Raw genomic sequence first — 23,664 nt, forward strand, 5'->3', positions numbered from 1 at the left:
TCCCGCCTACCCGAAAAGCCGTACCCGTGACCCTCAGACACCCTGGTCGAACCCTCGTCCGCCGACCCTCCGCCTCCGGAGCCGACACGCAAGACACCCCAGACACCCCCGACACCGCCCTCCTCAGCCCCACCTTCCCCACGCACGCCCTGCCCGCCCCCGAGACCCCGCCCCCCGCCCTCACGCGTCTGCAGATCAAGCAGGCGCGCGTGGCCAGCCCCCGCACCGTCACGAGCCGGGCGCGGCTGCAGTCGCCGTCGCTCATCTCGATCGTGCTGCTCGCCGGACTGGGCGCGCTGCTCTACGGCGGCTTCCTGCTCAACCCGCGCAACATCGGCGATCCGCTCCCCTTCGCCATCGTGATCATCTGCGAGCTGTACCTCATCGGCCAGGCCGCCCTCACCATGTGGACGGCGCTCTCGAGCACGTACGACCCGCGGGATGCGACGTTCCACGCGGCCCGCGCGACGCTCTTCGGCAGCCCCGTCGACGGGATCCCCATCGGGGACGACCTCTTCCTCGGTCGCCGTCGCATCACGGTCGACGTCCTGATCACCACCTACAACGAGGATCCGGTGATCATCGAGGGCACCGCCCGGGCGGCGCGCGACACGCACGGCACCCACGGGACCTGGCTGCTCGACGACGGGGACGACCCCCGGGTCGCCGAGATCGCCGAGCGCCTGGGCATCCGCTACGTGGTGCGCGAGGACCGCTCCGGCGCGAAGGCCGGCAACGTGAACCACGCCCTGCGGCTCTCGACCGCGGACTTCGCCGTGATGATCGACGCCGACTTCGTCGTGGTCCCCGAGTTCCTCGAGGAGACGCTGCCGTTCTTCCTGCACGACGACGTCGCGTTCGTGCAGGCCCTGCAGGTCTACGGCAACGCGCACAACTTCATCTCGCGGGGATCCGCGTACATGCAGATCGTCTTCTACGCGCTGACGCAGCCCGGCAAGAACAAGTACAACTCCGCGTTCTGCGTCGGCACCAACGCCGTCTTCCGCCGGACGGCGCTGGACGACATCGGCGGCATGTACGAGGGCTCCCAGTCCGAGGACATCTGGACATCGATCTTCGTGCACGAGCGCGGCTGGCGCTCGATCTTCGTGCCGATGACCCTGGCGGTCGGGCGCACTCCGGAGACCATCGAGGCCTTCGTGCGGCAGCAGGTCCGCTGGGCGGTCGGCGGGTTCGAGATCTTCCTCCGGCACAACCCGTTCTCGCCCCGGCGCCGCCTGACGACCGATCAGCGCATGCAGTACTTCATGACGGTGACCTTCTACTTCACCGGCATCGTGCCGCTGGGCCTGATCGTGCTGCCCCCGATGCAGATCTACCTGAACATCACTCCCGTGAGCCTCGAGGTGCCGCTGCTGCAGTGGATCCTCTTCTACTGCGGCTTCTACGTGCTGCAGATCGGACTCGCGCTCTTCATCATCGGCTCCTTCCGGTGGGAGACGCTGCTGCTGTCGACCGTCACCTTCCCGATGTACACCAAGGCGTTCTTCCTGGCGGTGGCCGGCCGCAAGCCCAGCTGGACCTCGACCGGAGCGACGGGCCGGGCGGCCTCCCCGTTCGACTTCATCAAGGTGCAGATGGTGTTCCTGGTCTTCCTGTCGGCGACGACCGTCGTCGGCTTCCTCAAGGCGGAGTGGACGGCCGAGTACTCGGTGGCGCTCGTCTGGAACATCCTGAACACGCTCACCCTCGGCGCCTTCGCCGTGATCGCGGCGCGGGAGCACATCGCCCTCAAGCGGGCGGCGAGAGCCGAGCTCGCCGGCACCGTCCTCGTCACCGGACGCCGCCGGCTCGCAGCGGGTGCGGCATGAAGCCGCTGCGCTGGCTCGGCTTCGTGCTCTCCTGCGTCGCCGCCGTGGGGATCGCCGCCGCCGGCCTCGTCTACGCCAACGTCTCGTCGCTGACCGTCAGGGCGGCGAGCGCCCAGCTGATCACCGAGGACTACTCCCTGGGGACGCCGTTCGCCGGCACGATCCAGGACCTCACGATCTCGCGCGGCGACTCCGTGCAGAAGGGCGACGTGCTCTTCAGCTTGCAGAGCGCGATCCTCGAGTCGGACATGCAGACGAAGGACTTCACCAGCGCCGACGTCGGCTACACGATCGAGCCCGGGGGGCTGATGGTCTTCACCGCCGCCCTCGACGGCGTCGTGAAGCAGGTCGACACCGAGATCGGGGCGTTCGTCGAGGAGGACGAGATCCTCGCCGTCGTCGCGATCGCCGACTCCATCCACCTCGAGAGCGAGTTCTCGCTCGGCGCGCGCGACTACTCGCGCATCCCCGTCGGCGGCACCGTCGCCGTCGCGATGCCCGACGGCACCACTGTCGACGCCGAGATCTACGACGTCGAGGTGGAGCGGTACCGCAACGGGCGGGCGACGACCGTCGTGCGCGCCCGCACCGACGAGATCACCACGCAGGACTACAACGTGATCGGCGCGCCGGTGCGGGCGGAGCTCCGACTGCAGGACGACGAGAGCTTCGGCGGGTGGCTCGTCGCCCGCCTCGGGGACCTCGTCACACCCGGCGGGTTCGCCCGGTGAGGCGCGGCGCGGGGGCAGCCTCCGCCCTCGCGCTGCTCCTGCTCGTCGGATGCACGCCACCCGTGCACCCCTCCCCGACTGGGCTGTCGAGGCCTCCGCGCACGCCGGGCGCCTGCCTCAGGTCGCCGGGCCGTACGCGGGGGCACCGCGGCTCGCCGAGGAGGTCCCCCCTCCGACGAACTCGTGGGTGTCGGGGCCGGTCTTCACCGACGGCCTCCCGCTCTACACGGGGATCCTCTCGGTCACTCCGCGCCCCGACGGCTTCTCGGTGGGGCTGCCGCAGGTCGACGCGACGCCGCGGGCCCTCTTCGGACTCGCGCGCGACGACCTCACGGTGACCGTGCCGTCGTCGTCGGTCGAGCTCACCGCGCTCGACGACCTCGTCTCGACCTGGAGCTTCGCCGGCGCCGGAGAGCTCGTCACCGCCGAGGGCTGGCCGTACGCCTCCTACCGCGCGCGGGAGCCGCAGGACGTGATCGTCGAGGGCGCCACGGAGCCGGAGCGAGCGGCCGACGGCCTGCTGCTCGTCTCGGCGGGCGGGCAGCGGTACGCCCTGGTGGCGCCCGCCTCCGCCCTCGACGCGTTCCCCCGGATGAGGCTCGAGGGGCGCCTCGTCGTCTTCGCCGTGCCGGAGGGGGCGAGCCGGGTGCAGATCGACGCACTGCGCAGGGGGGCCGTCGCGCTCGAGGGCGCGACCGTCGCGCACTCGACCGCGGGGGGCCGCACGACGACGACCTACACGCTGCGGACGGAAGGCAGCGCGTCGACGTTCTTCGGTCTCGGCTCGCAGGGGGATCCGGGCTACGACACCCTCTACGGACGGGTCGGGCTCGAATCCGGCACGACCTTCTCTCGCAGCACTGCGGCGATCGCGGAGTCGGGGGCGCTCGATCTCACGCGCCTCACCGACGACGAGCGCGGCGCCCTCCGCCGGCAGGTGCCGCTCGACGCCGCCGACGTCCGCTTCGCCGCCACCGACACCTACGGCGCCGGCAAGGAGCTCTACCGGGCGGCCACCCTCCACCGGCTCGCCACCGACCTCGGCCTGGACGAGACCGCCGCCGTCCTCCACGAGCAGCTCCTGGCGGAGCTCGACCTGTGGCTGGATCCGACCGGCTGCACCGCCGGTGCCGTGAAGTGCTTCGTCTACGACCCCGTGCTGGGCGGGATGGTCGGCTCCGCCCCCTCGTTCGGATCGGAGGAGTTCAACGACCACCACTTCCACTACGGGTACTTCCTCTCGGCGCTGGGCATGCTGGCGGAGGAGGACCCTTCGCTCGTCGAGCGCTACCGCACCGTCGCCGACCTGCTCGCGCTCGATCTGGCCTCCCCCGTCGACACCGCGGAGTTCCCGCGCCTGCGCGTGTTCGACGCCTACCGCGGCCACTCCTGGGCCTCGGGCCTCGCCCCCGCCCGCGACGGCAACAACCAGGAGTCGGTGTCCGAGGCGGTCAACGCGTGGAACGGGCTCGCGCTCTGGGCCTCGGCGTCCGAGAACGAGGCCCTGCTCGAGCAGGCGCGCTGGATGCTGAGCCTGGAGACCGAGGCCGCCGCCGACCTCTGGCTGAGCCCGACGACGCCTCCGGGCTTCGACGCCCCCTTCCTCGCGATCAACTGGGGCGGCAAGCGCGACTACGCCACGTTCTTCGACGCGACGCCGTCGGCGATCCTGGGAATCGAGCTGCTCCCCCTCCCGCCCGCGACCGCGTTCCTCCCGAGCCCGGACCGCGTGGACGAGCTCGTCGCCGGGGCGCCGGGCTCGCCGCTCGCCGACTACGTCGTGATGCTGCAGGCGACGAGCGATCCGGAGGCGGCCCTGTCGAGGGCGGCGCAGCTGACGGACGCGGAGATCGACAGCGCGAACTCGCGGAGCTACCTCCTCGCGTGGATCCTCACGCGCTGACCCGCCGCCGCCGCAAGCCCTCACCGCGGCGGCCCCCGCGGGCGTAGTGTCCGAGGACGGCGCGCGGAACGGTCCGCGCGTTCGCGTCGATGGAGCCGCGATGTTCGAACCCGAAGGATCCGTGCACCCTGTCGCACGGCTCAGCTACGTCACCACCGCCCTGCTGCTGGGTGCGGTCCTCGTCGGAGGCGCTGTCGGCGCCGCCGTCGCCCTGGTGCTCTACCTCCCGGCCGCGCTCGCGTCCGGACCACTCGACCCGTCGGGGCTCGTGAGCTTCGGGATGCTGATGGGCGTGCTCTCCGGAGCGGGCATCGGCCTCGCGGGCGGAGCCGGGGCGATAGCCGGCATGGTCACGATCCGCGCGGTCAGCCGGAGGGACGCCGCCTTCGTCGCGGGCACGAGCTCGGGATCCGCGCTCGGCGTCCTGATCGCGGCGGCGAACCTGCTGGTCAGCCGCGACGCTCCGACCTGGATCGCGGCGCTGCTGGCGACCGCTGCGGCCTTCGCGCTGTGCGCGTGGGGCTCGTGGCTGCTGACCCGGCACGAGCACGCCTGGGAGCGCGAGCACTCCCGCGCCCGGCACCACCGCGCGGCCTGAGCTCCCTTGCTGACCGAGTAGCCCGCGCAGCGGGCGTATCGAGATCCACGCCTCCCGGAGACGCGGGTCGCGATACGCCGGCTGCGGCGGCTGCTCGACCAGCAGGAGGTCGACTCCGGAGCCGCGGCGTCAGCCCGCGTACGCCCCGATCAGGCGCACCGCGCCGCCGTCGACGCCCTTGGCGCCCTGCTCGAAGCCCTCGAACGACCGGCTGCTCATCGACACGCGCCCGGCGATCCACGACGGCACCCCCGACGCCTCGAGCGAGGCGATGACCGGCTCGGCGGCGGCCGCGTCGACCACCGCGAACATCCCGATGCCGAGGTTCCAGGTGCCCTCCGTGCTCTCGAGCGTCGCGCCCGACATCCCGGCGAGCGCGCGGAACACGTCGGACGGGTTCCAGGAGGAGCGCTCGACCTCGACCCACGAGCCGCGCGGCAGCACGCGGGCCAGGTTCGCGGCGATGCCGCCCCCGGTCACGTGGCTGATCGAGTGCACGGCCGAGCCGAGCGTCCCGTGCTCGAGCACGTCGAGCAGCGGCCGCGTGTAGAGGCGGGTCGGCTCGAGGAGGACCTCGCCCACCACTCCGCCGAGCTCGGCCGAGTGGTCGGTGAAGCCGATGCCGCGCTCGGCGAGGATGTGGCGCACGAGCGAGTAGCCGTTGGAGTGCAGACCGGAGGAGGCCATCGCGATCACGACGTCGCCGTCGCGCACGCGGTCGGCGCCGCGCACCGCGTCCGCCTCGACCACTCCGGTCGCCGCTCCGGCCACGTCGTAGTCGTCGGGCCCGAGCAGGCCGGGGTGCTCGGCGGTCTCGCCGCCGACGAGCGCGGTGCCGGTGGCGGAGCAGGCGCGTGCGATCCCGGCGACGATGTCGGCGATGCGCGCGGGGACGACCTTGCCGCAGGCGATGTAGTCGGTCATGAAGAGGGGACGGGCGCCGACCACGACGATGTCGTCGACCACCATGCCGACGAGGTCCTGGCCGATCGTGTCGTGCTTGTCGATCGCCTGCGCGAGCGCGACCTTGGTGCCCACTCCGTCGGTCGAGGTCGCGAGCAGCGGCGCGCGGAAGTCCTTGAGGAACGACACGTCGTAGAGGCCGGCGAACCCGCCGACTCCGCCGAGCACGTGCCGGTCGTGCGTGGCCGACACGGCCGACTTCATCAGCTCGACCGCGAGATCACCCGCCGCGGTGTCGACTCCGGCGCGGGCGTAGCTGCTCGTCTCATCACTCACGCGACGACCCTACCGACTGGCCCGCCCGGCCGAGAGCCCGCGACGAGGCTTCTGCGCACCGGCGACGACCTCGGCGGATCCGCCCGACACCGCGCCCGGGCACCGCCGCGCTCCGGCCGATCCGCCCACGGCGAACCATTAGGGGATGCGGTCGCCGCATGTCAGGATGGACCGTCATCCCCCCCTGCTACCCGATTGGGAGCCCATCCGGCATGTGCGGAATCGTAGGAATCGTCTCCTCGGGACCCGTCAACCAGTCCATCTACGACAGCCTGTCGCTCCTGCAGCACCGCGGTCAGGATTCGACCGGCATCGCGACGGCCGACGGCAGCACCCTCCACATCAAGAAGGCCGCGGGCCAGGTCCGCGAGGCGTTCCGCACCCGCGACATGCGCTCGCTGCTCGGGACCATGGGCCTCGGGCACGTCCGCTACGCCACCAAGGGCAACGCGGAGCGCGAGGAGGAGGCGCAGCCGTTCTACGTGAACGCGCCCTACGGCATCATCCTCGTCCACAACGGCAACCTGACGAACACGCGCGAGCTCACCGAGGAGCTCTTCCGCGTCGACCGCCGCCACCTCAACACCACCTCCGACACCGAGCTGCTGGTGAACGTCCTCGCGAACGAGCTGCAGGCCTCGATGTCCGGCCGCGACCTCGACGCCGACGAGGTGTTCGACGCCGTCGCCCGCGTGCACGAGCGCGTCGAGGGCTCCTACGCCACCATCGCGCTGATCGCTGGAGTCGGACTCCTCGCGTTCCGCGACCCCTTCGGCATCCGCCCGCTGATCGTCGGCCGCCGCTCGAACGTCGGCGCGACCGACGACTGGGTCGTCGCCTCCGAGTCGCTGGTGCTCGAGGCCCAGGGCTTCGAGATCGTGCGCGACGTCGCGCCGGGCGAGGCGGTCTTCATCACCCCCGACGGCACCATGGCCAGCCGCCAGTGCGCGAAGGACCCGCGCCTCATCCCCTGCTCGTTCGAGTACGTCTACCTCGCGCGCCCCGACTCCGTCATGTCGGGCATCTCGGTCTACGAGGCGCGACTGCGCCTGGGCGACCGCCTCGCCGACACCATCGCCGCGTACACGCCGGGCGGGGCGATCGACGTCGTCATGCCGATCCCGGACTCGTCCCGCCCCGCCGCGATGCAGGTCGCGCAGAAGCTCGGCATCGAGTACCGCGAGGGCTTCTACAAGAACCGCTACGTCGGCCGGACGTTCATCATGCCGGGCCAGGCGGTGCGCAAGAAGTCGGTGCGCCAGAAGCTCAACGCCATGTCGAGCGAGTTCAAGGGCAAGAACGTGCTGATCGTCGACGACTCGATCGTGCGCGGCACGACGTCGAAGGAGATCGTCGACATGGCCCGCACGGCCGGAGCGAACACCGTCACGTTCGCCTCCGCCGCGCCGCCCGTCCGCTACCCGCACGTGTACGGCATCAACATGCCCTCGCGTCAGGAGCTCGTCGCCCACAACCGGCGGATCCCCGAGATCGCGGACGCCATCGGCGCCGACTACCTGATCTACCAGGAGGTCGCGGACATGAAGGCGGCGATCCTCGAGGGATCCGACGTCACCGACCTCGAGACCAGCTGCTTCACGGGCGACTACATCACGGGCACCGTGACTCCGGAGTACCTGGACTGGGTGGAGCGCACGCAGCTCAGCTGACTCCGGGCGCCGAGCCGGGGCCTGGAGTGAGGACGGATCGGGCCCCGAGCAGAGCGCGGGACCGGAGCGCCGGGTCGGCCTGTCCGCTCGGCGCGCTCGCGACCAGCACAGCCTCCGAGCGTCCGCAACCGGGTGCCGGGGCGGCGCCCGGGCGTCCAGACTCGAATCCGCGCGCCACCCGGGCGCGCAGACGAGGAGCCTCCCGTGATCTACCGCCTGATCCCCTACCTGCTGATGTTCATCGCGCGCAAGCTCACGAAGTCGCAGAAGGCGAAGCGCACGATGCAGAACGCCGCGCGCAGGACCGCGCGCAAGGGCCGCTGACCCGTCAGCGGACGGCGGTGCCCGGATCCTCCGGCGAGCCGCCGTCCGCCTCCGGCTCACCGGCCGGCGTCTCGCGGGCGACCGTGCGCTCGGCCGTGGCGCGGACCACGCGCCGACCGACGACGCGGTCGAGGACGACGACGACGAGCCCCGCGAGGGCTCCGAAGAGCGTGACGAACAGCAGAAGGCTGAAGCCGAAGACCTGACCCTGCGAGAAGCCCTGCGTCTCGGGCAGCGCGAAGGTCAGCACGAACGCGACGATCGCTCCGAGCCCGGCGCCCAGCGCCAGGATGCGCCAGATGCGCGGCGATCGGCGCACCTCGACCTCCTCGCGGGTCACCTCGACGTCGTCGGAGTGCTGCGGGGGGTCGAGCGGATCGGTCATGCCTCCATTCTCCCCCGAACGCGGCTCGGAGCGGGCCGTGCGGTGCCCAGCGGGCGGGACCCGGCCGCCGAGCGGCTCTGCAGGCACGCCGGGTTCGCGAATGGTCGCGTTCCGGGCCCTCGCGCCCCTCCGCACCCCGGATCGCGTCCACTCGACCGTGCGCACCTGCGCGACTCGCCCCGAACCGGGCCTGCCCGTCCCTCCGCGCCCCGGATCGCGTCCACTCGACCGTGCGCACCTGCGCGAGTCGCCCCGAACCGGGCCTCACCCCTCCTCCGGACCCCGGATCGCGCCCACTCGACGGAGCTGCCCCTCAGAGCGAATGGACGATCCGCCCCGCCTGCGCGCGCAGCTCGCGCACCACGGTCCGGACCGACAGCCGCTCGGCCCTGTCCGGCCGCATCAGCGCCACGATGTGCCGTACCGAGCTGACCCCCCGGAGCGGCTTCACCACCACTCCGACACCGCCGGCCGTGTAGCGGGGCAGCACCGCGATGCCGAGCCCGGCCGCGACGAACGCCTCCGTCACGCGGGTGGAGGCGAAGCGCTGCTCGACCCGCACGGCCTCGCCCGAGGCGGTCTCGATCTCCTGCATGACCCGCTCGAACGGGAAGCCGTCGGGCACTCCGATCCAGGTCTCCCCGACCAGGTCGGCCGCGGTCACCGTGGCCCGGTCGGCGAGCCTGTGCCCCACCGGCAGGGCGATGTCGAGCGGCTCCACCATCAGCTCGGCCATCGCCAGGCCGCGCCCCGCCCAGGCGCTGCGACCCGTCGGCGAGTGCCCGAGCACGATGTCGAAGTCGGCGGTGAGGTCGGCGAACTCGTCCGTGCCGGGATCGACGTCCTCGCACTGCACGACGAGTCCCTCCACGCTGCGCAGCGCCACCAGGGCGTCCGGGAGCAGCATCTGCCCGGCCGTGGGGAACGTGGCGATCGTCACCTCGCCGATCGGGTTGTTCTTGAACGTCTGCCAGACCGCGTCCGCCCGCTCGAGGGCGATGGCGATCTCGGTCGCGCTGCGGGCCAGCTCCCGGCCGGCTCCGGTCAGGACCACACCGCGTCCCGAGCGCTCGATCAGCGGCACGCCGGCCTCGCGCTCGAGCACCTTCAGCTGCTGCGAGACGGCCGACGGAGTGCGGTGCGTCGCCTCCGCCACCGCGGTGATCGAGCGCCGCATCGAGAGCTCTCTGAGCAGTTCCAGCCGCCGCACGTCCATGAAGCAACGCTACACGTCAGGGCAAGAACTCATCGATTGTCCTTAGGAACAGGAGTGGCCAGAGTGGACGTTGTACACAGCATCCCGGCGGATGGATCAGGTTCCGCCGCAACGAAAGGCAGAACACTCATGAGCATCGCCGTCGCCGTCCTCCTCGCCGCCGTCTCCGCCTGGGGCGCCGTCGCCACCGTTCTCGTGACGCGTCGCGACGGGTACCGCCAGGTCCCGACCCGCTACTGAGCCTCCGGCTCCAGCACGCACCCGAACGCCGCCGTCCCGACAGGGAGGCGGCGTTCCGTCGTCCCCGGGAACGACGGAGGGCCCCCGACGAGTCGTCGGGGGCCCTCCGTGCTGTCCGCTACTTCGAGACGGTGCGGCGGCGCAGGTGCGCCACGCTCATCGCCGCTCCGAGCAGGAGCGCGACGGCACCGGCGAGCAGCGCCGGGGTGGTGTCGAACCCGGTCGCGGCGAGCTGGTGCGTGCCGCCGCCGGTCGAGCCGCCGGCCACCGGAGCGGTGGTGGCGGGGGTCGTCGGGATCACGGTCTCGACGGGGGTCGGCGCCGGGGTGGGCGTCGCCTCCGGGGCTCCGGTGACGGTGAGGGTCGAGCCGACCGACACTCCCGTGACGGGGAGGCGGAACTCGAGCTCGTGGTCACCGGCGGCGAGGCCGCTGATGTCGACGCTCACCGAGGCCCGGCCCTGCTCGTCGGTGGTGTCGACGACCGTGTGGTCGATCGGAGCCGAGGAGACCTGCTCACCGTCGATCAGCACCTGCACCTCGTCGTCGCGGACCGTCGAGTTGTTGACGTCGAGCGAGGACAGGTCGTAGGTGAGCGTCCGGGCTCCCTCCGCGCTGGTGTCGACGATGCCGATCGAGCGCGACGCGGGGTCCGGGGTGACCGGCGAGAACGCGGCGATGTAGTCGGTGAAGGCCGTGAGGTCGACGCGGCCGGAGTCGGCCTTGTCCGCGCCGTTGGCGAGCTCGGTGAAGTTGTCGCCGCCGGAAGCGAGGAACGAGTTCGTCACGATCTTGAACGTCTCGTCGTCCGCGACCGGCTCGCCCTGGAAGAAGACGCCGGTCACGTGCGAGCCAGCCTCGGCGGTCGGGTCGTAGGTGTACGACAGGTCGGCCGAGATGCCCAGGTGCAGCTCCGGACGGCTGGAGGTCGCCGGCTGCCACTGCTGCTCGAGGACCGTCTTGATCTGAGCACCCGTGAGCGTCTCGGTGACGAGGGTGTTCGCGAAGTTCTGAACGGCGGCCGCCTCCTTGTAGGAGACCTTGCCGTCCTCGTCGCCCGCGCCGCTCGCGGCGAAGAGCAGGTCGGCGCGCACTCCGCCGGGGTTCATGAACGCGATCTGCGTGCCGAGGTCCTCCTGCGTGGCCCAGAGCTGGGCGTCGGCGACGAGGTTGCCCATGGTCGACTCGGCACCGCGGTTCTCGGAGCCGTCCGACTGGGAGCCGCGGCGGACGTCGGCGGTGATCTCGCCGACCGGCACGGCGCCCTCGACCTCGGCGACCGCGACGGCGTCGGCGACGACCGCGGCGACCGCCACGCCCTCGGGGGTGGAATCAGCGGCGTACGCGGGCTGGTAGGCCGTCGAGACGACTCCGGTGGTCGGGTTGGTGACCTGGACGGGAGCCAGCGTCTCGACGAGGTTCTGCGCGCTCGAGGTCACCTCCTTCGTCTCGGGGTCGACGGTGAGCTCGATGTGACCGAGGCGGTTGCCGTACTGGCCCGCCTGGACGACGGGGAGCGTGTTGCCGTCGACCGTGACCTCGGAGGCGTAGGCCTGGTGCGTGTGCGCCGAGACGATCGCGTCCATCCCGCCGCCGATGCCGTCGACGATGCCGCCGAAGAGCGTGTTCTCGTCATCGAGGTCCGCGGAGGCGCTCTCGGCGCCCTCGTGGATCACTGCGACGAGGACGTCGGCCTCGAGGTTCTTGGACTCGGCGGGCACTGCGGCGTCGGCGGAGTCGTCGACGCCGTCCTGCAGGCGTGCCGCCTCGGCGTTGACCGAGTCGATGATCGGGGCGATGTCGAGCGTGGCGATGCCGGACGGCGTCACGAGCGAGGGGAGGCTCGCGGTGGTCGCGCCGATGAAGCCGACCGTCACGCCGTCGAAGTCCTCGACGGAGGACGAGGCGTAGGCGTGCTTGCTCGTGCCCTTCTCGAGCACGTTCGACGAGATGTACTCGAACTCGGCCCGCGGGATGACGCGGTCGTCGAGGTCGGCACGGCCCTGGTCGAACTCGTGGTTGCCGATCGCCGAGACGCTCACTCCCATGAGGCCCAGCGCGTCGAGGGTCGGGTTGTCCTGCTGCACGAAGGACGTGAAGGTCGAGGCGCCGATGTTGTCGCCGGCGGAGACGAGGATCGAGTTCTCGGGGTTCTCGGCCTTGAGCGTCGCGAAGGCCGAGGCCAGCGAGGCGGCACCGGGGAAGCTGTTGTCGACCGAGCTCCCTGCGGACGCCTCGAGGCGGCCGTGGAAGTCGTTCATCGTGTAGATGTCGATGACCTTCGCTTCGGCGGCCATCGCGGGGGCCGCGCCGAGCAGGGCGGCGCCGGCGACGGCGCCGACCGCGGTCGCCGAGAGTGTTCTGATCAGGCCGCGTCGACGGCCGGGGGTGTTGCTTCGCATCTGGTCGAGATCTCCAAGCGTCGAGCGGGGACTCGGAGAGGACTCCGGCCGCATGAGGGGGACTTTCCCAGCCAAGCTGAGGGTCGGCCCCAGGTCAAACGCCGGTCCGTGCTTCGGCGGCCTCGTTTACGAGAAGTTAATCCGACGACTGCCGGGGTTCTCCCAGCCGACGCGGAGGCACGGCGGAGGGACGCGGTCAGCCGACGCGCAGGAGAGGGAGGAACGGCGTGAGGTCCGCGCGGACCCCGGACGCGTGGATCCGCCCGCTCGCGAGGCCATCGGTCCACGGGAGGCCGCCGGTCGCCAGGGCCAGCCAGGTGGCGGCGTCCATCTCGATCACGTTCGGCGGGGTGCCGCGGGTGTGGCCCGGGCCCTCGACGCACTGCGCAGCGCCGAAGGGGGGCACGCGCACCTCGACGCTGCGACCCGGTACGCGCGTCTCGATGATCTGCAGGAGGAACCGCACGGCGGTCGCGGTGGTGGTGCGGTCCGCCGCTCCGGCGAGCGCCGCGCGCACCGCCGCCTGACCGGACGCTTCGTCGATCTTCCCCTTGGCCATGCATCCCATCCTGCCGTGCCGGGGACGTGCGGCCCCCTCCGCGAGATGCCGGTCCGGTACGCGACACGCCGGAGAACCCGTACCGGAGCGGCATCTCGCGGCGGGTCCGCAGAACCGGCCCGAGCGGGCCGTGCGGGGGCGTGACGGCGGAAGTCCGCCCCGCGAGGCCCCGGGCCTATCCTGTTCAGGTGAAGATCCTCGTCCTCGGTTCGGGTGCCCGTGAGCACGCCATCATCACGGCTCTCCTCGCAGAGGAGGAGCAGCACGAGATCATCGCCGCGCCCGGCAACGCGGGCATCGCCCGCGACGTCGAGGTGATCCACTTCGACACCAACAGCCCGCGCCTGGTCACCGACTTCGCCGTCGAGCAGGGCATCGAGCTCGTCGTCATCGGCCCCGAGGCGCCGCTGGTCGCCGGAGTCGCCGACGCCCTGCGCCAGCGCCGCATCCCCACCTTCGGACCCGACAGGGCCGCCGCCGCGCTCGAGGGCTCGAAGACCTTCGCGAAGCGCGTCATGGACATGGCCCGCGTGCCCACCGGCCGCGCCACCCGGGTCTCGACCCTCGTCGACGCCACCCGCGTCATCGACGAGTTCGGCGCCCCCTACGTCGTCAAGGCCGACGGCCTGGCCGCCGGCAAGGGCGTCCTGGTGACGGAGTCGCGCAGCGCCGCCGTCGCGCACGCCGAGTTCTGGCTGCAGTCGGGCGACGTCCTCATCGAGGAGTTCCTCGCCGGTCAGGAGGTCTCGCTCTTCCTCCTCTCCGACGGCCACGACGTCGTCCCGCTCTCGCCCGCCCAGGACTACAAGCGCCTCGCGGACGGCGACGAGGGTCCCAACACGGGCGGCATGGGCGCCTACTCCCCCCTGCCCTGGCTCGCCGACCGCTGGCAGAGCGAGCGCGCCTTCGTCGACGAGGTCATCGACACCGTCGCCATCCCGACCATCCGCCAGCTCGAGCGCGAGCGCACGCCGTTCGTCGGACTCCTCTACTGCGGCCTCATCGTCACCGACGCCGGCATCCGCGTGATCGAGTTCAACGCCCGCTTCGGCGACCCCGAGACGCAGGTCGTCCTGCCCCGCCTCGCCTCCCCCCTCTCGGCGCTGCTGCTCGCCGCGTCCACGGGCTCGCTCGCCTCCGTGCCGTGGCCCGCCTTCACCGAGGAGGTCGCCGTCACCGTCGTGCTGGCCAGCGAGGGCTACCCCGAGAACTCCGTCACCGGCCGCGGCATCAGCGGACTCGAGGCGGCCGAGGCCGTCCCCGGCGTGACCATCGCGCACGCCGCGACGCAGCTGGTCGACGGGCGCTTCGTCGCCACCGGCGGGCGCGTGCTCAACGTGGTCGCACGCGGCGCGGACTTCGCCGAGGCGCGGGCGCGGGCATACCAGGCCCTCGACCTGATCCACCTCGACGGCGGGCAGTACCGTCGCGACATCGCGCTCAGGGTCGCGCAGTAGCGCGACCGCTTCGCGCGATGTCGTCCACGCCGCCCCTTGTGCGGCGTGGCGCGGTCGGCTTGCAGAGACGGTTGCGTACCGCAGAGCGTCCTGCGCACGGCTCGCCGACAACGCTTGGCACGCGTTCTCGGCTTCGCCTCGTCGCGGGGTGCGGGGATTCGGGAGGGTGCGCCTCCCGGGACTCGAGCCTTCCGGGACGAGAGCTTCCAGGGACTGATGCCTCCAGGGACTGTGAGTTCCCGGGACTGCTGCCTCCCGGGACTCGAGCCTTCCGCGACCGGGGCCTCCCGGGACTGCTGCCGCCGGGAACTGATGCCTCCCGGGACTCGAGCCTCCCGGGACTGATGCCTCCCGCGAACGTTGACTCCCGGGACTGATGCCTGCCGCGACCGTTGACTCCCGGGACTGATGCCTGCCGGGACTGTTAGTTCACGGGACTGTGGTTCCGGGACTAGGGCCTGCCGGGAATGATGCCTCCCGGGACTCGGGCCTTCCGGGGCTGTCGGTTTGCGGAACTGACGGTGCCGGGACTGGGGGCTCCGCGGGCTGAAGCGGTCTGCAAGGGGTGCCTCTCGGGAATGGGGGGTCGCCGGGGTGGCGCCTTCCACGGCGGGCGGAGGCAGAAGTGAGGCTGGGCGGCCGAGAACCGGGGGAAGTGGTCGGATCGGGGCGGTGAGCCTTAGTCGTGCAGGCGCTCGGAGGGAGCCGACGGGTCAGGCGGGGGCGGCGACGTCGCGGAGGGCCTCGGCGAGGTCCGGGTGGGCGAAGGCGAAGCCGGCGTCCTCGAGGCGGCCGGGGACGACCCAGCGGCTCTTCAGGAGCAGCTCGGGCTCGGTGCGCAGCAGCAGCATCGCGGGCTCGAGGACGAAGCGCGGGGCGGGCAGGCCGACGCGGCGGCCCACCGCGGCGCGCAGCAGGCGCGACAGCTCCGTGTTGTCGCTGGGATTCGGCGACGCGAGGTTAACCGGGCCCTCGAGCGCGGACTCCTCCAGGAACAGGATCGAGCGGAACACGTCCTCCACGTGGATCCAGCTGAAGTGCTGACGACCGCGCGTGGGCCGGTACTCGTGGTGCACGCCCGCCTCGCGGCGATCGCGGGTCGCAGGCCAGCGGCCGTCGTACTGCGGACCGCCGAGACCCAGGCGCGCGAGGCGCAGCAGGATGCCGGTCGCCGGTCCGTCGCCCAGCACGATCGCCATGCGCAGCGCGATCCGGCGGGTGGCGGGCGTGTCCCCGCGGAAGAACTCCGCCTCCCAGGCCGTGGCCACGTCGACCGAGAAGCCCTCGCCGATCACGCCGTCGCGCTCGGTGTTCGCGCGCTCCTCCTCGTGCCGGTAGATCGTCGCGGTGCTCGAGTTCATCCAGACGTGCGGCGGAGTCGCGGCCGCCGCGACCGCGCGGTGCAGCTCGGCGGTCGTCTCGACGCGCGAGCGGAGGATCTCGGCGCGATTCGCGGCCGTGTAGCGGCAGTCGACGCTCTTCCCCGCGAGGTTCACGAGCAGGCGCGCTCCGTCGACGGCGCGGACGAGCCCCGCGGAGTCGCCCCAGCGGGCGTCGGGACCCGAGCGGCCGATACGGCGCACGCTCCAGCCCTCCAGCTCGAAGCGGCGGGCGAGATCGGTGCCGAGGAAGCCGCTCGCCCCCGCGAGGACGACGACGGGGCGCTGCGCGGTGCTCATCGCCCCATCGTGCCGCACGGCACTGCGCGACCGGTGCGCAACCGAGGGTGAGCGCGGCTCGGGCCCGCTCCAGCGCAGGCCCGGCGCCATCCGACCTCGGTTACGGACGCGCCACGGCGCGAGCGGCCCGCACCGCACCCGCCAGCCGCCCCGCGAACCCGGGCGGCACCTGCTCGGGAAGCGCATCGACCGCGAACCAGGCCACGTCCTCGCTCTCCTCGCTCACCGCGACGGGGGCCGACGGGTCCGCGATCGCGCCGTAGCCGACGTCCCAGTGCCGGGCGCACCGGCCGAAGCCGTCGCCGAGACCGTGCCGGTCGACATCCAGCGGCAGCGATCCGAGTGGAGTGAGCGCCGCGACTCCGCTCTCCTCGCGCGCCTCGCGCAGAGCAGCCTCGGCGACGGAGGAGTCGCCGGGCTCGATGTGCCCGCCGAGTTGCACCCAGAACCGGCCCTTGCGGTGGAAGCAGAGCAGCACACGGTCGAGCCCCGGCGAGAGCACGAAGCAGCTCGCGGTGATGTGCTCGGGACCGAGCGAGCGCTCCAGAGCCTGCTCGCCGTGCTCGGCGAGGAACGCGAGGTACTCGGCGCGGAGTGCCGAGAGCCGAGCGGGGGCCGCCCACTCCTGCAGATCGAGGGCGAGAGCGGCGGCGCGGGGGATCACCCCGCGAGCGTAGACGAGACGCCACCTGCAGCGGCACCCGGGGGAGGGCCGTGCAGGTGGCGTCTCGGCAGAGGGGGGATCAGACGGCGAGGCCGGCCAGTCCTTCGCGGTCGACGCGGCGGTGGAAGCGCATACCGGCGAGTCCGCCGAGCACGGCCGCGATCAGCGCGACGACGAGCGCGGCGAGCGCGGTCAGGACCGCGGCGATCGTGGCGTCGCTCCCGTCGAGCGGGATGCGGGGGAAGCTGCTGACCGCCGAGAGCAGCTGCGTGCCTCCGGTGATCGCCGAGGCGATGCCGACGAGGATCGCGACCACGACGGCCCACGCCCAGACGGCCACGCCCTGCTTCGCTCCGTTGAAGCGCGCCATGCGGCCCGCGACGTAGCCGCCGGAGTAGTAGGCGACGAAGAGGATGACCAGCAGCGCGATCGCGCCCACCCAGCCGAAGGCGACCGGGTCGGCGGCGAGATCGGCGGTGACGTCCTGCGTGCCGACGACGGCCGCTCCGATCGCCGTGACCAGGGCGGTGAGGATGACCGCGAGGCCGGTCGCGGCGAGCCAGCCGAAGAAGGCGCAGCCGATCTTCAGCCCGCCGAAGCGCTCGCGCTCGCGGTCGTGGATGTCCTTGCGGGCGGCGGCCCTGGCCTGCTTCGCCTCGGCGGAGTCGGGGGCGACCGGCGCGCGGTGCTCGGGGGCGCTCGACGAGTCGGACCGGTCGGACCGGTCCGGAGTGCTCGTCGAGGTGGTGCTCGAGGTGCTCCCGCCCTGCGGGGCGGTCTCGAAACGGCGCGTCTCTCCGGCGGCGTGGGCCGTCGTGTCGTCGCGTCGCGGGTCGCTGCTGTCGCGACCGGAGTCGGTGGGGATGCTCATGACGACCTCCTGGGGGACCGCCGACGGAGTTCGGCGGTGAGGCCAGTCGGGCCCTGCGGGGCCTCGGTGTCGCGGGCTTGACGGCGAGCGGCAGCGCTCGGATCCGGCCGTTCCGGCGCGGGCCCGACGCCTCGTGCGGCCCCGGAGGGGCGTCAACCCCCTGCGCTCCCGCGCCGGCGTCGGCTTCCATGGAACGACCCACCCACCGACACGAGAGGGAGAGTCATGACTCCGGAATCCCCTGAGCAGACACCGCCCGGCACCGAGGCGGAGCTGACCCCGAAGGCCGACCACGGCGAGCAGAGCTACCGCGGCACCGGCCGACTGAGCGGCAAGGTCGCACTCGTCACGGGAGCCGACAGCGGCATCGGCAAGGCCGTCGCCATCGCGTTCGCCCGCGAGGGCGCCGACGTCGCCGTCTCGTACCTGGACGAGCACGAGGACGCCGAGGACACGGCGAAGTGGATCCGCGAGGCCGGCCGGGAGGCGCTGCTGCTGCCCGGCGACCTGCGCGACCCCGCGCACTGCCGCGAGATCGTCTCGAGCACCGTCTCGACGCTGGGCCACCTGGAGGTGCTCGTGAGCAACGCGGCCTTCCAGATGAGCCACGAGGAGATCACCGACATCCCCGACGAGGAGTGGGACCGCACGATCGAGACCAACCTCGGCGCCTACTTCCACCTGGTCAAGGCGGCGATCCCGCATCTGCAGCCCGGCGCGTCGATCATCGCGACCAGCTCGGTGCAGTCGGACCAGCCGTCCTACCAGCTGCTCCCCTACGCCGCCACGAAGTCGGGGATGCTGAGCATGACCGCCTCGTTCGCGCAGGCTCTCGGCGAGAAGGGCATCCGCGCCAACGCGGTCGCCCCCGGCCCGATCTGGACCCCGCTGATCCCCTCGACGATGCCCCCGGAGGCGGTCGCCTCCTTCGGCGAGAACGTGCCGCTGGGCCGCCCCGGCCAGCCGGCCGAGGTCGCGCACGCCTACGTCCTGCTCGCGTCCGACGAGGGCAGCTACATGAGCGGAGCGACGATCGCCGTCACCGGCGGGAAGCCGATCCTCTGATTCCGCTCACGAGCGCTCACCCGCAGGTTCCTGGGATAGGTTCCTGCGGGTGAGCGTGCACATCCGCAGCATCGAGACGGCCGTCCCCGCGACGGTCCTCCGCCAGTCCGACGTGCGCGATCTCTTCGCGTCGCAGGACGGCATCACCCGGCTGGGCTCGAGGATCCTCGGTGCCGCGTTCGACGCGTCGGCCATCGACTCCCGGCACACCGTCGTCGACGAGCTCGACCGCGAGGTGCGGGAGGGCGCGAGCGCCTTCTACGACGCCCGCTCGAACGCCGTCCTGAACCCGGGCACCGCCGAGCGCAACGCGCTCTACGCGGCGCGCGCTCCCGAGCTCTTCGCCGACTCCGCCCGCCGCGCCCTCGAGGCGGCGTCGCTCACCGCCTCGGACGTCACCCACGTCGTCACCGTGTCGTGCACCGGCTTCTACGCGCCCGGCCCCGACTACCAGCTGGTCCGCGCGCTCGGCCTCTCGCCGTCGACCCAGCGCTTCCACCTCGGCTTCATGGGCTGCTACGGCGCCTTCCCCGGGCTGCGCGCCGCGACGGCGTTCTGCGAGGCGGACCCGGACGCGGTGGTCCTCGTCGTCGCCGTCGAGATCTGCACGATCCACCTCACCTCCTCGAACGATCCCGAGCAGATCGTCGCCACCTCGGTCTTCGCCGACGGAGGGGCGGCGGCCGTCGTCACCGCGCGCGCCCCCGAGCCGGGTGCCGCGGTCCTCGAGATCGACGCGCTCGACACGACCCTCACCCCCGAGGGCGAGAACGAGATGGCCTGGACCATCGGCGACCACGGCTTCACGATGCGGCTGAGCACCTACGTGCCCGCGATCATCGGCCAGAACATCACCGGGGCGCTGGCTCCGCTGCTGGGCGAGGCGGGCGCGGGCGGCGTCCAGCGCTGGGCCGTCCACCCGGGCGGCCGCAGCATCCTCGACCGCGTGCAGACCGCGCTCGGGCTCGACGACGAGCAGATGCACCCGTCGCGCGAGGTGCTGCGCACGAACGGCAACATGTCGAGCGCCACCGTGCTGTTCATCCTGCGCCGCCTGCTGCACGGCGAGGCGGCCGACGGCGAGCGGATCGGGGCGATGGCCTTCGGACCGGGCCTGACCGTCGAGATGGGCCTGCTGACGAAGCGGGGCGGGGAGTGAGGGCTCCCCTCGCTCCCGACCTGCGGCACCGCGAACTCGACGCCCGGGAGCTGATGGACGACCCGGACTGCGATCGCACGCTGCTCGACGCGACCTACGCGCGCTTCGGCGCCGTGAACCGCCTGGTCTCGGGCTGGCGCGGGCTGTACCGCTCGCGCCTGCGCACCCTGCTGAACCGCGACGAGCCGACCCGGCTGCTCGACATCGGCTCGGGCGGCGGCGACGTCGCACTCGCCCTCGCCGGCTGGGCGCGGGAGGACGGTCTGCGGCTCGCGATCACGGCCGCCGATCCGGACGAGCGCGCCTACGCCTTCGCGACCGCCCGACCCGGGACGCCCGGCGTCGAGTTCCGCCGGGCGAGCAGCTCGGAACTGGTCGACGAGGGAGCCGAGTTCGACGTCGTGGTCTCGAACCACCTGCTGCACCACCTGACCCCGGAGTCGCTCGCCTCGCTCCTCGAGGACAGCGAGCGCCTCGCCCCCCGCGCGCTGCACAACGACATCGAGCGCTCGCGCCTGGCGTACACGGCCTACTCCGTCGCCACCCGCCCGCTCGCCGCGGGCTCGTTCCTGCACTACGACGGCTCGCTGTCGGTGCGGCGCAGCTACACCGCTGCCGAGCTGCGCGCGGTCGCGCCCGCGGGCTGGAGCGTCGAGCGGGCGGCTCCGTACCGGCTGCTGCTGACCCGGGGCCTCGCGGAGTGAGCGCCGGTCGCGCTCTGATGCGCGCCGCCGCGGCGAGCTACGCGGCCAACTGCGCGCTCGGCACGGCCGTGGCGACCGGTGCCGTCCGGACCGGGCGCTGGCACTGGATCCACCACGCGCTGTACATCGCGACCTCGTCGCTGGCGGCCGCGGCGTTCGTCGCGCTGCTGCGCTCGGAGCCGAGGGCCGCCGCCGCGCTCGCCCCGGCGGCGCTGCCGCTCGCGGTCGTCCCGTTCGCGGGGACGCGCGGACGCCGGCATCCTGCGATCGCGCTGGCCGCGGCTCCGTTCGTCGCCGCCGGGCTCGTGCTCTCGCGGCGGCGCTCAGCGCCCTCGCAGCGCTGACGGTCGGCGCGGGGTCAGCGGGGCGGTCCGGCCTTCGGGTCGTTCGACCCCGACTCGCGCTTCTGGGTGCGGAAGTACTCCCACGCGGCGAGCGCCAGGATCGCGAGTCCGCAGACGATCGTGATGATGTCGGGGACCGAGACGTCGCCCTGCATCGCCGACGAGATGCCGGAGCCGAGGATGAGGACGCCTCCGATGAGGTAGAAGACCACTCGGGAGTTCTTCATCGGGCACCGCTCCTGTCGGCCCGCCGAGGCGCGGGCTCGGAAATCGTACCCGGTCCAGCCCCGTGCCCCTTCCGGGGCGAGTGGGCAGGATGAGGGCATGGACTTCCTCGACGTCGTGCGTCGCCGCTCGACCACCAACGGACCCTTCCTGCCCGACCCCGTCTCCGAGGAGCACCAGCGCCTCCTCATGGAGGTCGCGGGCCGTGCTCCCTCGCAGCTGAACAGCCAGCCGTGGCGCTTCGTGCTGATCGAGGAGCGGGACACGATCGAGCGGATCGCCGAGATCAGCGGCTCGAGCATGACCACCGCCATGTCGAACGGCACCTTCTTCGAGCGCTACAAGCCCTACTTCCGCTTCAGTCGGGAGGAGATGGAGCAGCGCCGCGACGGCATGCTGTTCGACAAGCTCCCCGCTCCGCTGCGCCCCTTCACCAAGCAGGTGTTCACCAAGCGCGGGCAGCTCCTGATGAACTCGCTGCGCGTGCCGCAGACCCTCGGCGAGGAGAACCGGAAGCTCGTCGCCGGGTCGCCGCTCCTGCTCGGCGTGATGCTCGACCGCTCCGAGTACCGGCCGGGCGAGCTCTCCTCCTTCTACTCCGTGTTCAGCATGGGCGCGGCGATGGAGAACGTCTGGCTGAGCACTGTGGAACTCGGGATGGGGATCCAGTTCGTCTCGTTCCCGATGGAGGTGCCCGGCGCCTGGGCGCGCATCGAGTCGCTCCTGGCGGTGCCGGACGAGCTCGAGCTGATGGCGGTCTACCGGCTCGGCTACCTGCCCCCCGAGCAGCGGCGACCGGCGATCGACTGGTCCTCCCACCAGCGGAAGGCGCCCTCGCAGTACGTGTTCCGCGGCACGTGCGCGACTCCGCAGACCGGATGGGACGAGGACTGACTGCCGCACCCCGCGCGGGGTGTCAATGGGGGGTACGGCGTGTCTCCCGGCCGATTCCCGCTCGAGCGGGAGCAGCGGATACCTTCCCAGCGGAGCCGTCCGCGCCGGGCCGCCCGCTGACACGAAGGGGGCCCGTGGCCACTCTCATCTACGGACCGCAGAACCTCGAGATCGAGTTCGAGGAGCGCGTCCTCGCCCACCTGAAGGTCGCCGTGCTCTCGAAGCTGCGGCGCAACGAGGCGTTCTCCCTGTCCTGGGCCGAGGACGCCTCCACCGGCCACGGCCGCAGCTCCGTCTGGCTGCACCCCGCGGTGCCCCTGCACTTCCGCTTCCGCGAGGCCCACGCCCAGAGGCTCAACCGCGCCTGGATCGAGCAGATGCTCAGCGCCGCGAGCATGCGCGGCGAGCTCGCAGTGACCCCCGAACCGGAGGAGTCGCGCGGCTGACAGGACCGAACCGCTTCGCCCGGCAGTCAAGCCCATCCCCCGATCAGGGGCCGGATCCTAGCCTGAACTGACAGCGCCGGTCGATACTGACCGTGCGCGTCACGGACGGAGACGACGATGACCGAGACCGCGCGAGCGACCGGATTCAGCACCCTGACCACTTCCGGACCGGCCACCCCCGCACCGTTCGCCCGCAGGGCCGCGGCCGACGTGCGACGGCTGCCCGACTCGGTCACGACCTCGTCGCAGCCGGTCATCGGCTCGCGGATCACCGTCAACGGACGCGAGTTCGTCGTCGAGCTCGACATGGCCGGCATCTTCCTGCGCCAGGTGCGCCGCAGCCTCCGCGCGGGCGACGGCGGACTCGTGCTGCTGCGTCACGTCGACGGGATCGAGATGATCCCGATCACGCGCCGCACGCCCTTCGAGGTGACCGACATCGTGTGCCCCGAGGGCGTCGAGCCGTCGGCGGCGCGTGTCGAAGCGGGTCTGCGAGCGGGCTGACTCCCCCGACGTCGACGGGGAGAGGCGACTGTCCGCCTCTCCCCGTCCGACGTTCTGCGCGTCCCCCGCTACTGAGTGGGCAGCGACGCCTCGATCAGCGAGACGATCCGCGGGTCGTCGGGCTCGACGGTGGGGCGGAAGCGGTGCACGGTGCCGTCGGCCGTGACCAGGAACTTCTCGAAGTTCCACTTCACCTTGCCCGCCTCGCCCGCCTCGTCCTCGGCCTTCGTCAGCTCCGCGTAGAGCGGGTGCGCGGACTTGCCGTTCACCTTGACCTTCTCGAACATCGGGAACGTCACGCCCCACGTCGTCGAGCAGTACTCCTTGATCTTGTCCTCGTCGCTCAGCTCCTGCAGGAACTGGTTGCTGGGGAAGCCGAGCACCGTGAATCCGCGGTCGCCGTAGGTCTTCTGCAGCTCCTCGAGCTTCTCGTACTGGGGAGCGAGGCCGCAGCGCGAGGCCACATTGACGATGAGCTTCACCGGGGCGTAGTCGGCGAGGGTCGACGCGGCTCCGTCGATGGTGGTCAGGGGGATGTCGGTGAGCACGTGTCT

The 23,664-nt window shown here is 72.1% G+C and carries 23 protein-coding genes; 13 read left to right on the plus strand and 10 right to left on the minus strand.

Annotated features, from left to right (window positions below):
• Nucleotides 1-26 precede the first annotated feature (26 nt).
• From AC0CID_RS11810 to AC0CID_RS11825, 4 genes are all read left to right on the plus strand, one after another.
• Nucleotides 27-1,832, plus strand: coding sequence for a glycosyltransferase family 2 protein (locus tag AC0CID_RS11810; protein WP_465226962.1), 1,806 nt, complete (start codon nucleotides 27-29; stop codon nucleotides 1,830-1,832).
• On the plus strand, nucleotides 1,829-2,563 hold the full coding sequence (locus AC0CID_RS11815) for a biotin/lipoyl attachment domain-containing protein (protein WP_465226963.1): 735 nt from the start codon (nucleotides 1,829-1,831) through the stop codon (nucleotides 2,561-2,563). Before AC0CID_RS11810 ends, AC0CID_RS11815 begins: the two co-directional genes overlap by 4 nt.
• Before the next feature lie 49 nt (nucleotides 2,564-2,612).
• A complete protein-coding gene (locus tag AC0CID_RS11820; protein ID WP_465226964.1) occupies nucleotides 2,613-4,466 on the plus strand; it encodes a glycosyl hydrolase in 1,854 nt (617 codons plus the stop codon).
• Nucleotides 4,467-4,566: 100 nt separating this feature from the next.
• Entirely contained in the window at nucleotides 4,567-5,064 is a 498-nt protein-coding gene (locus AC0CID_RS11825) for a hypothetical protein (RefSeq protein ID WP_465226965.1), read from the plus strand.
• A gap of 129 nt (nucleotides 5,065-5,193) precedes the next feature.
• Here AC0CID_RS11825 and purM read toward each other — a convergent pair whose 3' ends face one another.
• A complete protein-coding gene (purM, locus tag AC0CID_RS11830) occupies nucleotides 5,194-6,303 on the minus strand; it encodes a phosphoribosylformylglycinamidine cyclo-ligase (protein WP_465226966.1) in 1,110 nt (369 codons plus the stop codon).
• Between the two features lie 212 nt (nucleotides 6,304-6,515).
• Between purM and purF the strand changes: the two genes are divergently transcribed.
• Nucleotides 6,516-7,973: an amidophosphoribosyltransferase gene (gene purF / locus AC0CID_RS11835; protein WP_465226967.1), complete on the plus strand. Its 1,458-nt coding sequence runs from the start codon at nucleotides 6,516-6,518 to the stop codon at nucleotides 7,971-7,973.
• Between the two features lie 328 nt (nucleotides 7,974-8,301).
• Here the strand turns inward: purF and AC0CID_RS11840 are convergent, their stop codons facing one another.
• From AC0CID_RS11840 to AC0CID_RS11855, 4 genes are all read right to left on the minus strand, one after another.
• The gene (locus AC0CID_RS11840; RefSeq protein ID WP_465226968.1) at nucleotides 8,302-8,682 is read right to left on the minus strand and encodes a hypothetical protein; all 381 of its coding nucleotides are present in this window, start codon (nucleotides 8,680-8,682) and stop codon (nucleotides 8,302-8,304) included.
• A 313-nt stretch (nucleotides 8,683-8,995) separates the two neighbouring features.
• Nucleotides 8,996-9,898, minus strand: a complete 903-nt coding sequence (locus tag AC0CID_RS11845; protein ID WP_207406276.1) for a LysR family transcriptional regulator — start codon at nucleotides 9,896-9,898, stop codon at nucleotides 8,996-8,998.
• 358 nt (nucleotides 9,899-10,256) lie between these two features.
• Nucleotides 10,257-12,539: a bifunctional metallophosphatase/5'-nucleotidase gene (locus AC0CID_RS11850; RefSeq protein ID WP_465226969.1), complete on the minus strand. Its 2,283-nt coding sequence runs from the start codon at nucleotides 12,537-12,539 to the stop codon at nucleotides 10,257-10,259.
• 196 nt (nucleotides 12,540-12,735) lie between these two features.
• A complete protein-coding gene (locus tag AC0CID_RS11855) occupies nucleotides 12,736-13,098 on the minus strand; it encodes a sterol carrier family protein (RefSeq protein ID WP_465226970.1) in 363 nt (120 codons plus the stop codon).
• 188 nt (nucleotides 13,099-13,286) lie between these two features.
• Here AC0CID_RS11855 and purD point away from each other — a divergent pair, with 188 nt between their 5' ends.
• The gene (gene purD / locus AC0CID_RS11860) at nucleotides 13,287-14,555 is read left to right on the plus strand and encodes a phosphoribosylamine--glycine ligase (protein WP_465226971.1); all 1,269 of its coding nucleotides are present in this window, start codon (nucleotides 13,287-13,289) and stop codon (nucleotides 14,553-14,555) included.
• A 713-nt stretch (nucleotides 14,556-15,268) separates the two neighbouring features.
• On the opposite strand, the gene AC0CID_RS11865 is transcribed toward purD, so the two are convergent.
• The 3 genes from AC0CID_RS11865 to AC0CID_RS11875 all read right to left on the minus strand — a co-directional run bounded on the left by AC0CID_RS11865 (nucleotide 15,269) and on the right by AC0CID_RS11875 (nucleotide 17,769).
• A complete protein-coding gene (locus tag AC0CID_RS11865) occupies nucleotides 15,269-16,234 on the minus strand; it encodes an epimerase (protein ID WP_465226972.1) in 966 nt (321 codons plus the stop codon).
• 100 nt (nucleotides 16,235-16,334) lie between these two features.
• Nucleotides 16,335-16,898 (minus strand): NUDIX hydrolase, encoded by a 564-nt coding sequence (locus AC0CID_RS11870; protein WP_465226973.1) that lies wholly within the window; start codon nucleotides 16,896-16,898, stop codon nucleotides 16,335-16,337.
• A 79-nt stretch (nucleotides 16,899-16,977) separates the two neighbouring features.
• The gene (locus AC0CID_RS11875) at nucleotides 16,978-17,769 is read right to left on the minus strand and encodes a hypothetical protein (protein ID WP_207406281.1); all 792 of its coding nucleotides are present in this window, start codon (nucleotides 17,767-17,769) and stop codon (nucleotides 16,978-16,980) included.
• A 225-nt stretch (nucleotides 17,770-17,994) separates the two neighbouring features.
• Here AC0CID_RS11875 and AC0CID_RS11880 point away from each other — a divergent pair, with 225 nt between their 5' ends.
• From AC0CID_RS11880 to AC0CID_RS11895, 4 genes are read left to right on the plus strand one after another with little or no spacing between them, the layout of a single operon-like run.
• Nucleotides 17,995-18,834, plus strand: a complete 840-nt coding sequence (locus tag AC0CID_RS11880) for an SDR family oxidoreductase (RefSeq protein ID WP_207406282.1) — start codon at nucleotides 17,995-17,997, stop codon at nucleotides 18,832-18,834.
• 49 nt (nucleotides 18,835-18,883) lie between these two features.
• Nucleotides 18,884-19,993 carry a type III polyketide synthase gene (locus AC0CID_RS11885; protein ID WP_465226974.1) on the plus strand — a complete coding sequence of 370 codons (1,110 nt, stop codon included), beginning with the start codon at nucleotides 18,884-18,886 and terminating at the stop codon, nucleotides 19,991-19,993.
• Nucleotides 19,990-20,697 (plus strand): class I SAM-dependent methyltransferase, encoded by a 708-nt coding sequence (locus AC0CID_RS11890; RefSeq protein ID WP_465226975.1) that lies wholly within the window; start codon nucleotides 19,990-19,992, stop codon nucleotides 20,695-20,697. Before AC0CID_RS11885 ends, AC0CID_RS11890 begins: the two co-directional genes overlap by 4 nt.
• Complete coding sequence (locus AC0CID_RS11895) at nucleotides 20,694-21,041, plus strand: hypothetical protein (protein WP_307786188.1); 348 nt, start codon at nucleotides 20,694-20,696, stop codon at nucleotides 21,039-21,041. The genes AC0CID_RS11890 and AC0CID_RS11895 overlap by 4 nt, the downstream gene beginning before the upstream one ends.
• Nucleotides 21,042-21,055: 14 nt before the next feature.
• On the opposite strand, the gene AC0CID_RS11900 is transcribed toward AC0CID_RS11895, so the two are convergent.
• Nucleotides 21,056-21,268 (minus strand): hypothetical protein, encoded by a 213-nt coding sequence (locus tag AC0CID_RS11900; protein ID WP_465226976.1) that lies wholly within the window; start codon nucleotides 21,266-21,268, stop codon nucleotides 21,056-21,058.
• 97 nt (nucleotides 21,269-21,365) lie between these two features.
• On the opposite strand from AC0CID_RS11900, the gene AC0CID_RS11905 reads away from it, so the two are divergent.
• The 3 genes from AC0CID_RS11905 (at nucleotide 21,366) to AC0CID_RS11915 (ending at nucleotide 23,110) form a co-directional block, all read left to right on the plus strand.
• Nucleotides 21,366-22,160 carry a nitroreductase family protein gene (locus tag AC0CID_RS11905; protein WP_465226977.1) on the plus strand — a complete coding sequence of 265 codons (795 nt, stop codon included), beginning with the start codon at nucleotides 21,366-21,368 and terminating at the stop codon, nucleotides 22,158-22,160.
• Between the two features lie 134 nt (nucleotides 22,161-22,294).
• The gene (locus AC0CID_RS11910; RefSeq protein ID WP_465226978.1) at nucleotides 22,295-22,606 is read left to right on the plus strand and encodes a DUF7882 family protein; all 312 of its coding nucleotides are present in this window, start codon (nucleotides 22,295-22,297) and stop codon (nucleotides 22,604-22,606) included.
• A gap of 117 nt (nucleotides 22,607-22,723) precedes the next feature.
• Nucleotides 22,724-23,110, plus strand: a complete 387-nt coding sequence (locus tag AC0CID_RS11915) for a hypothetical protein (protein ID WP_465226979.1) — start codon at nucleotides 22,724-22,726, stop codon at nucleotides 23,108-23,110.
• A 68-nt stretch (nucleotides 23,111-23,178) separates the two neighbouring features.
• Here the strand turns inward: AC0CID_RS11915 and AC0CID_RS11920 are convergent, their stop codons facing one another.
• Complete coding sequence (locus tag AC0CID_RS11920; protein ID WP_465226980.1) at nucleotides 23,179-23,658, minus strand: glutathione peroxidase; 480 nt, start codon at nucleotides 23,656-23,658, stop codon at nucleotides 23,179-23,181.
• Between the last annotated feature and the right edge of the window lie 6 nt (nucleotides 23,659-23,664).

It is taken from the genome of Rathayibacter sp. AC451, assembly GCF_979253095.1.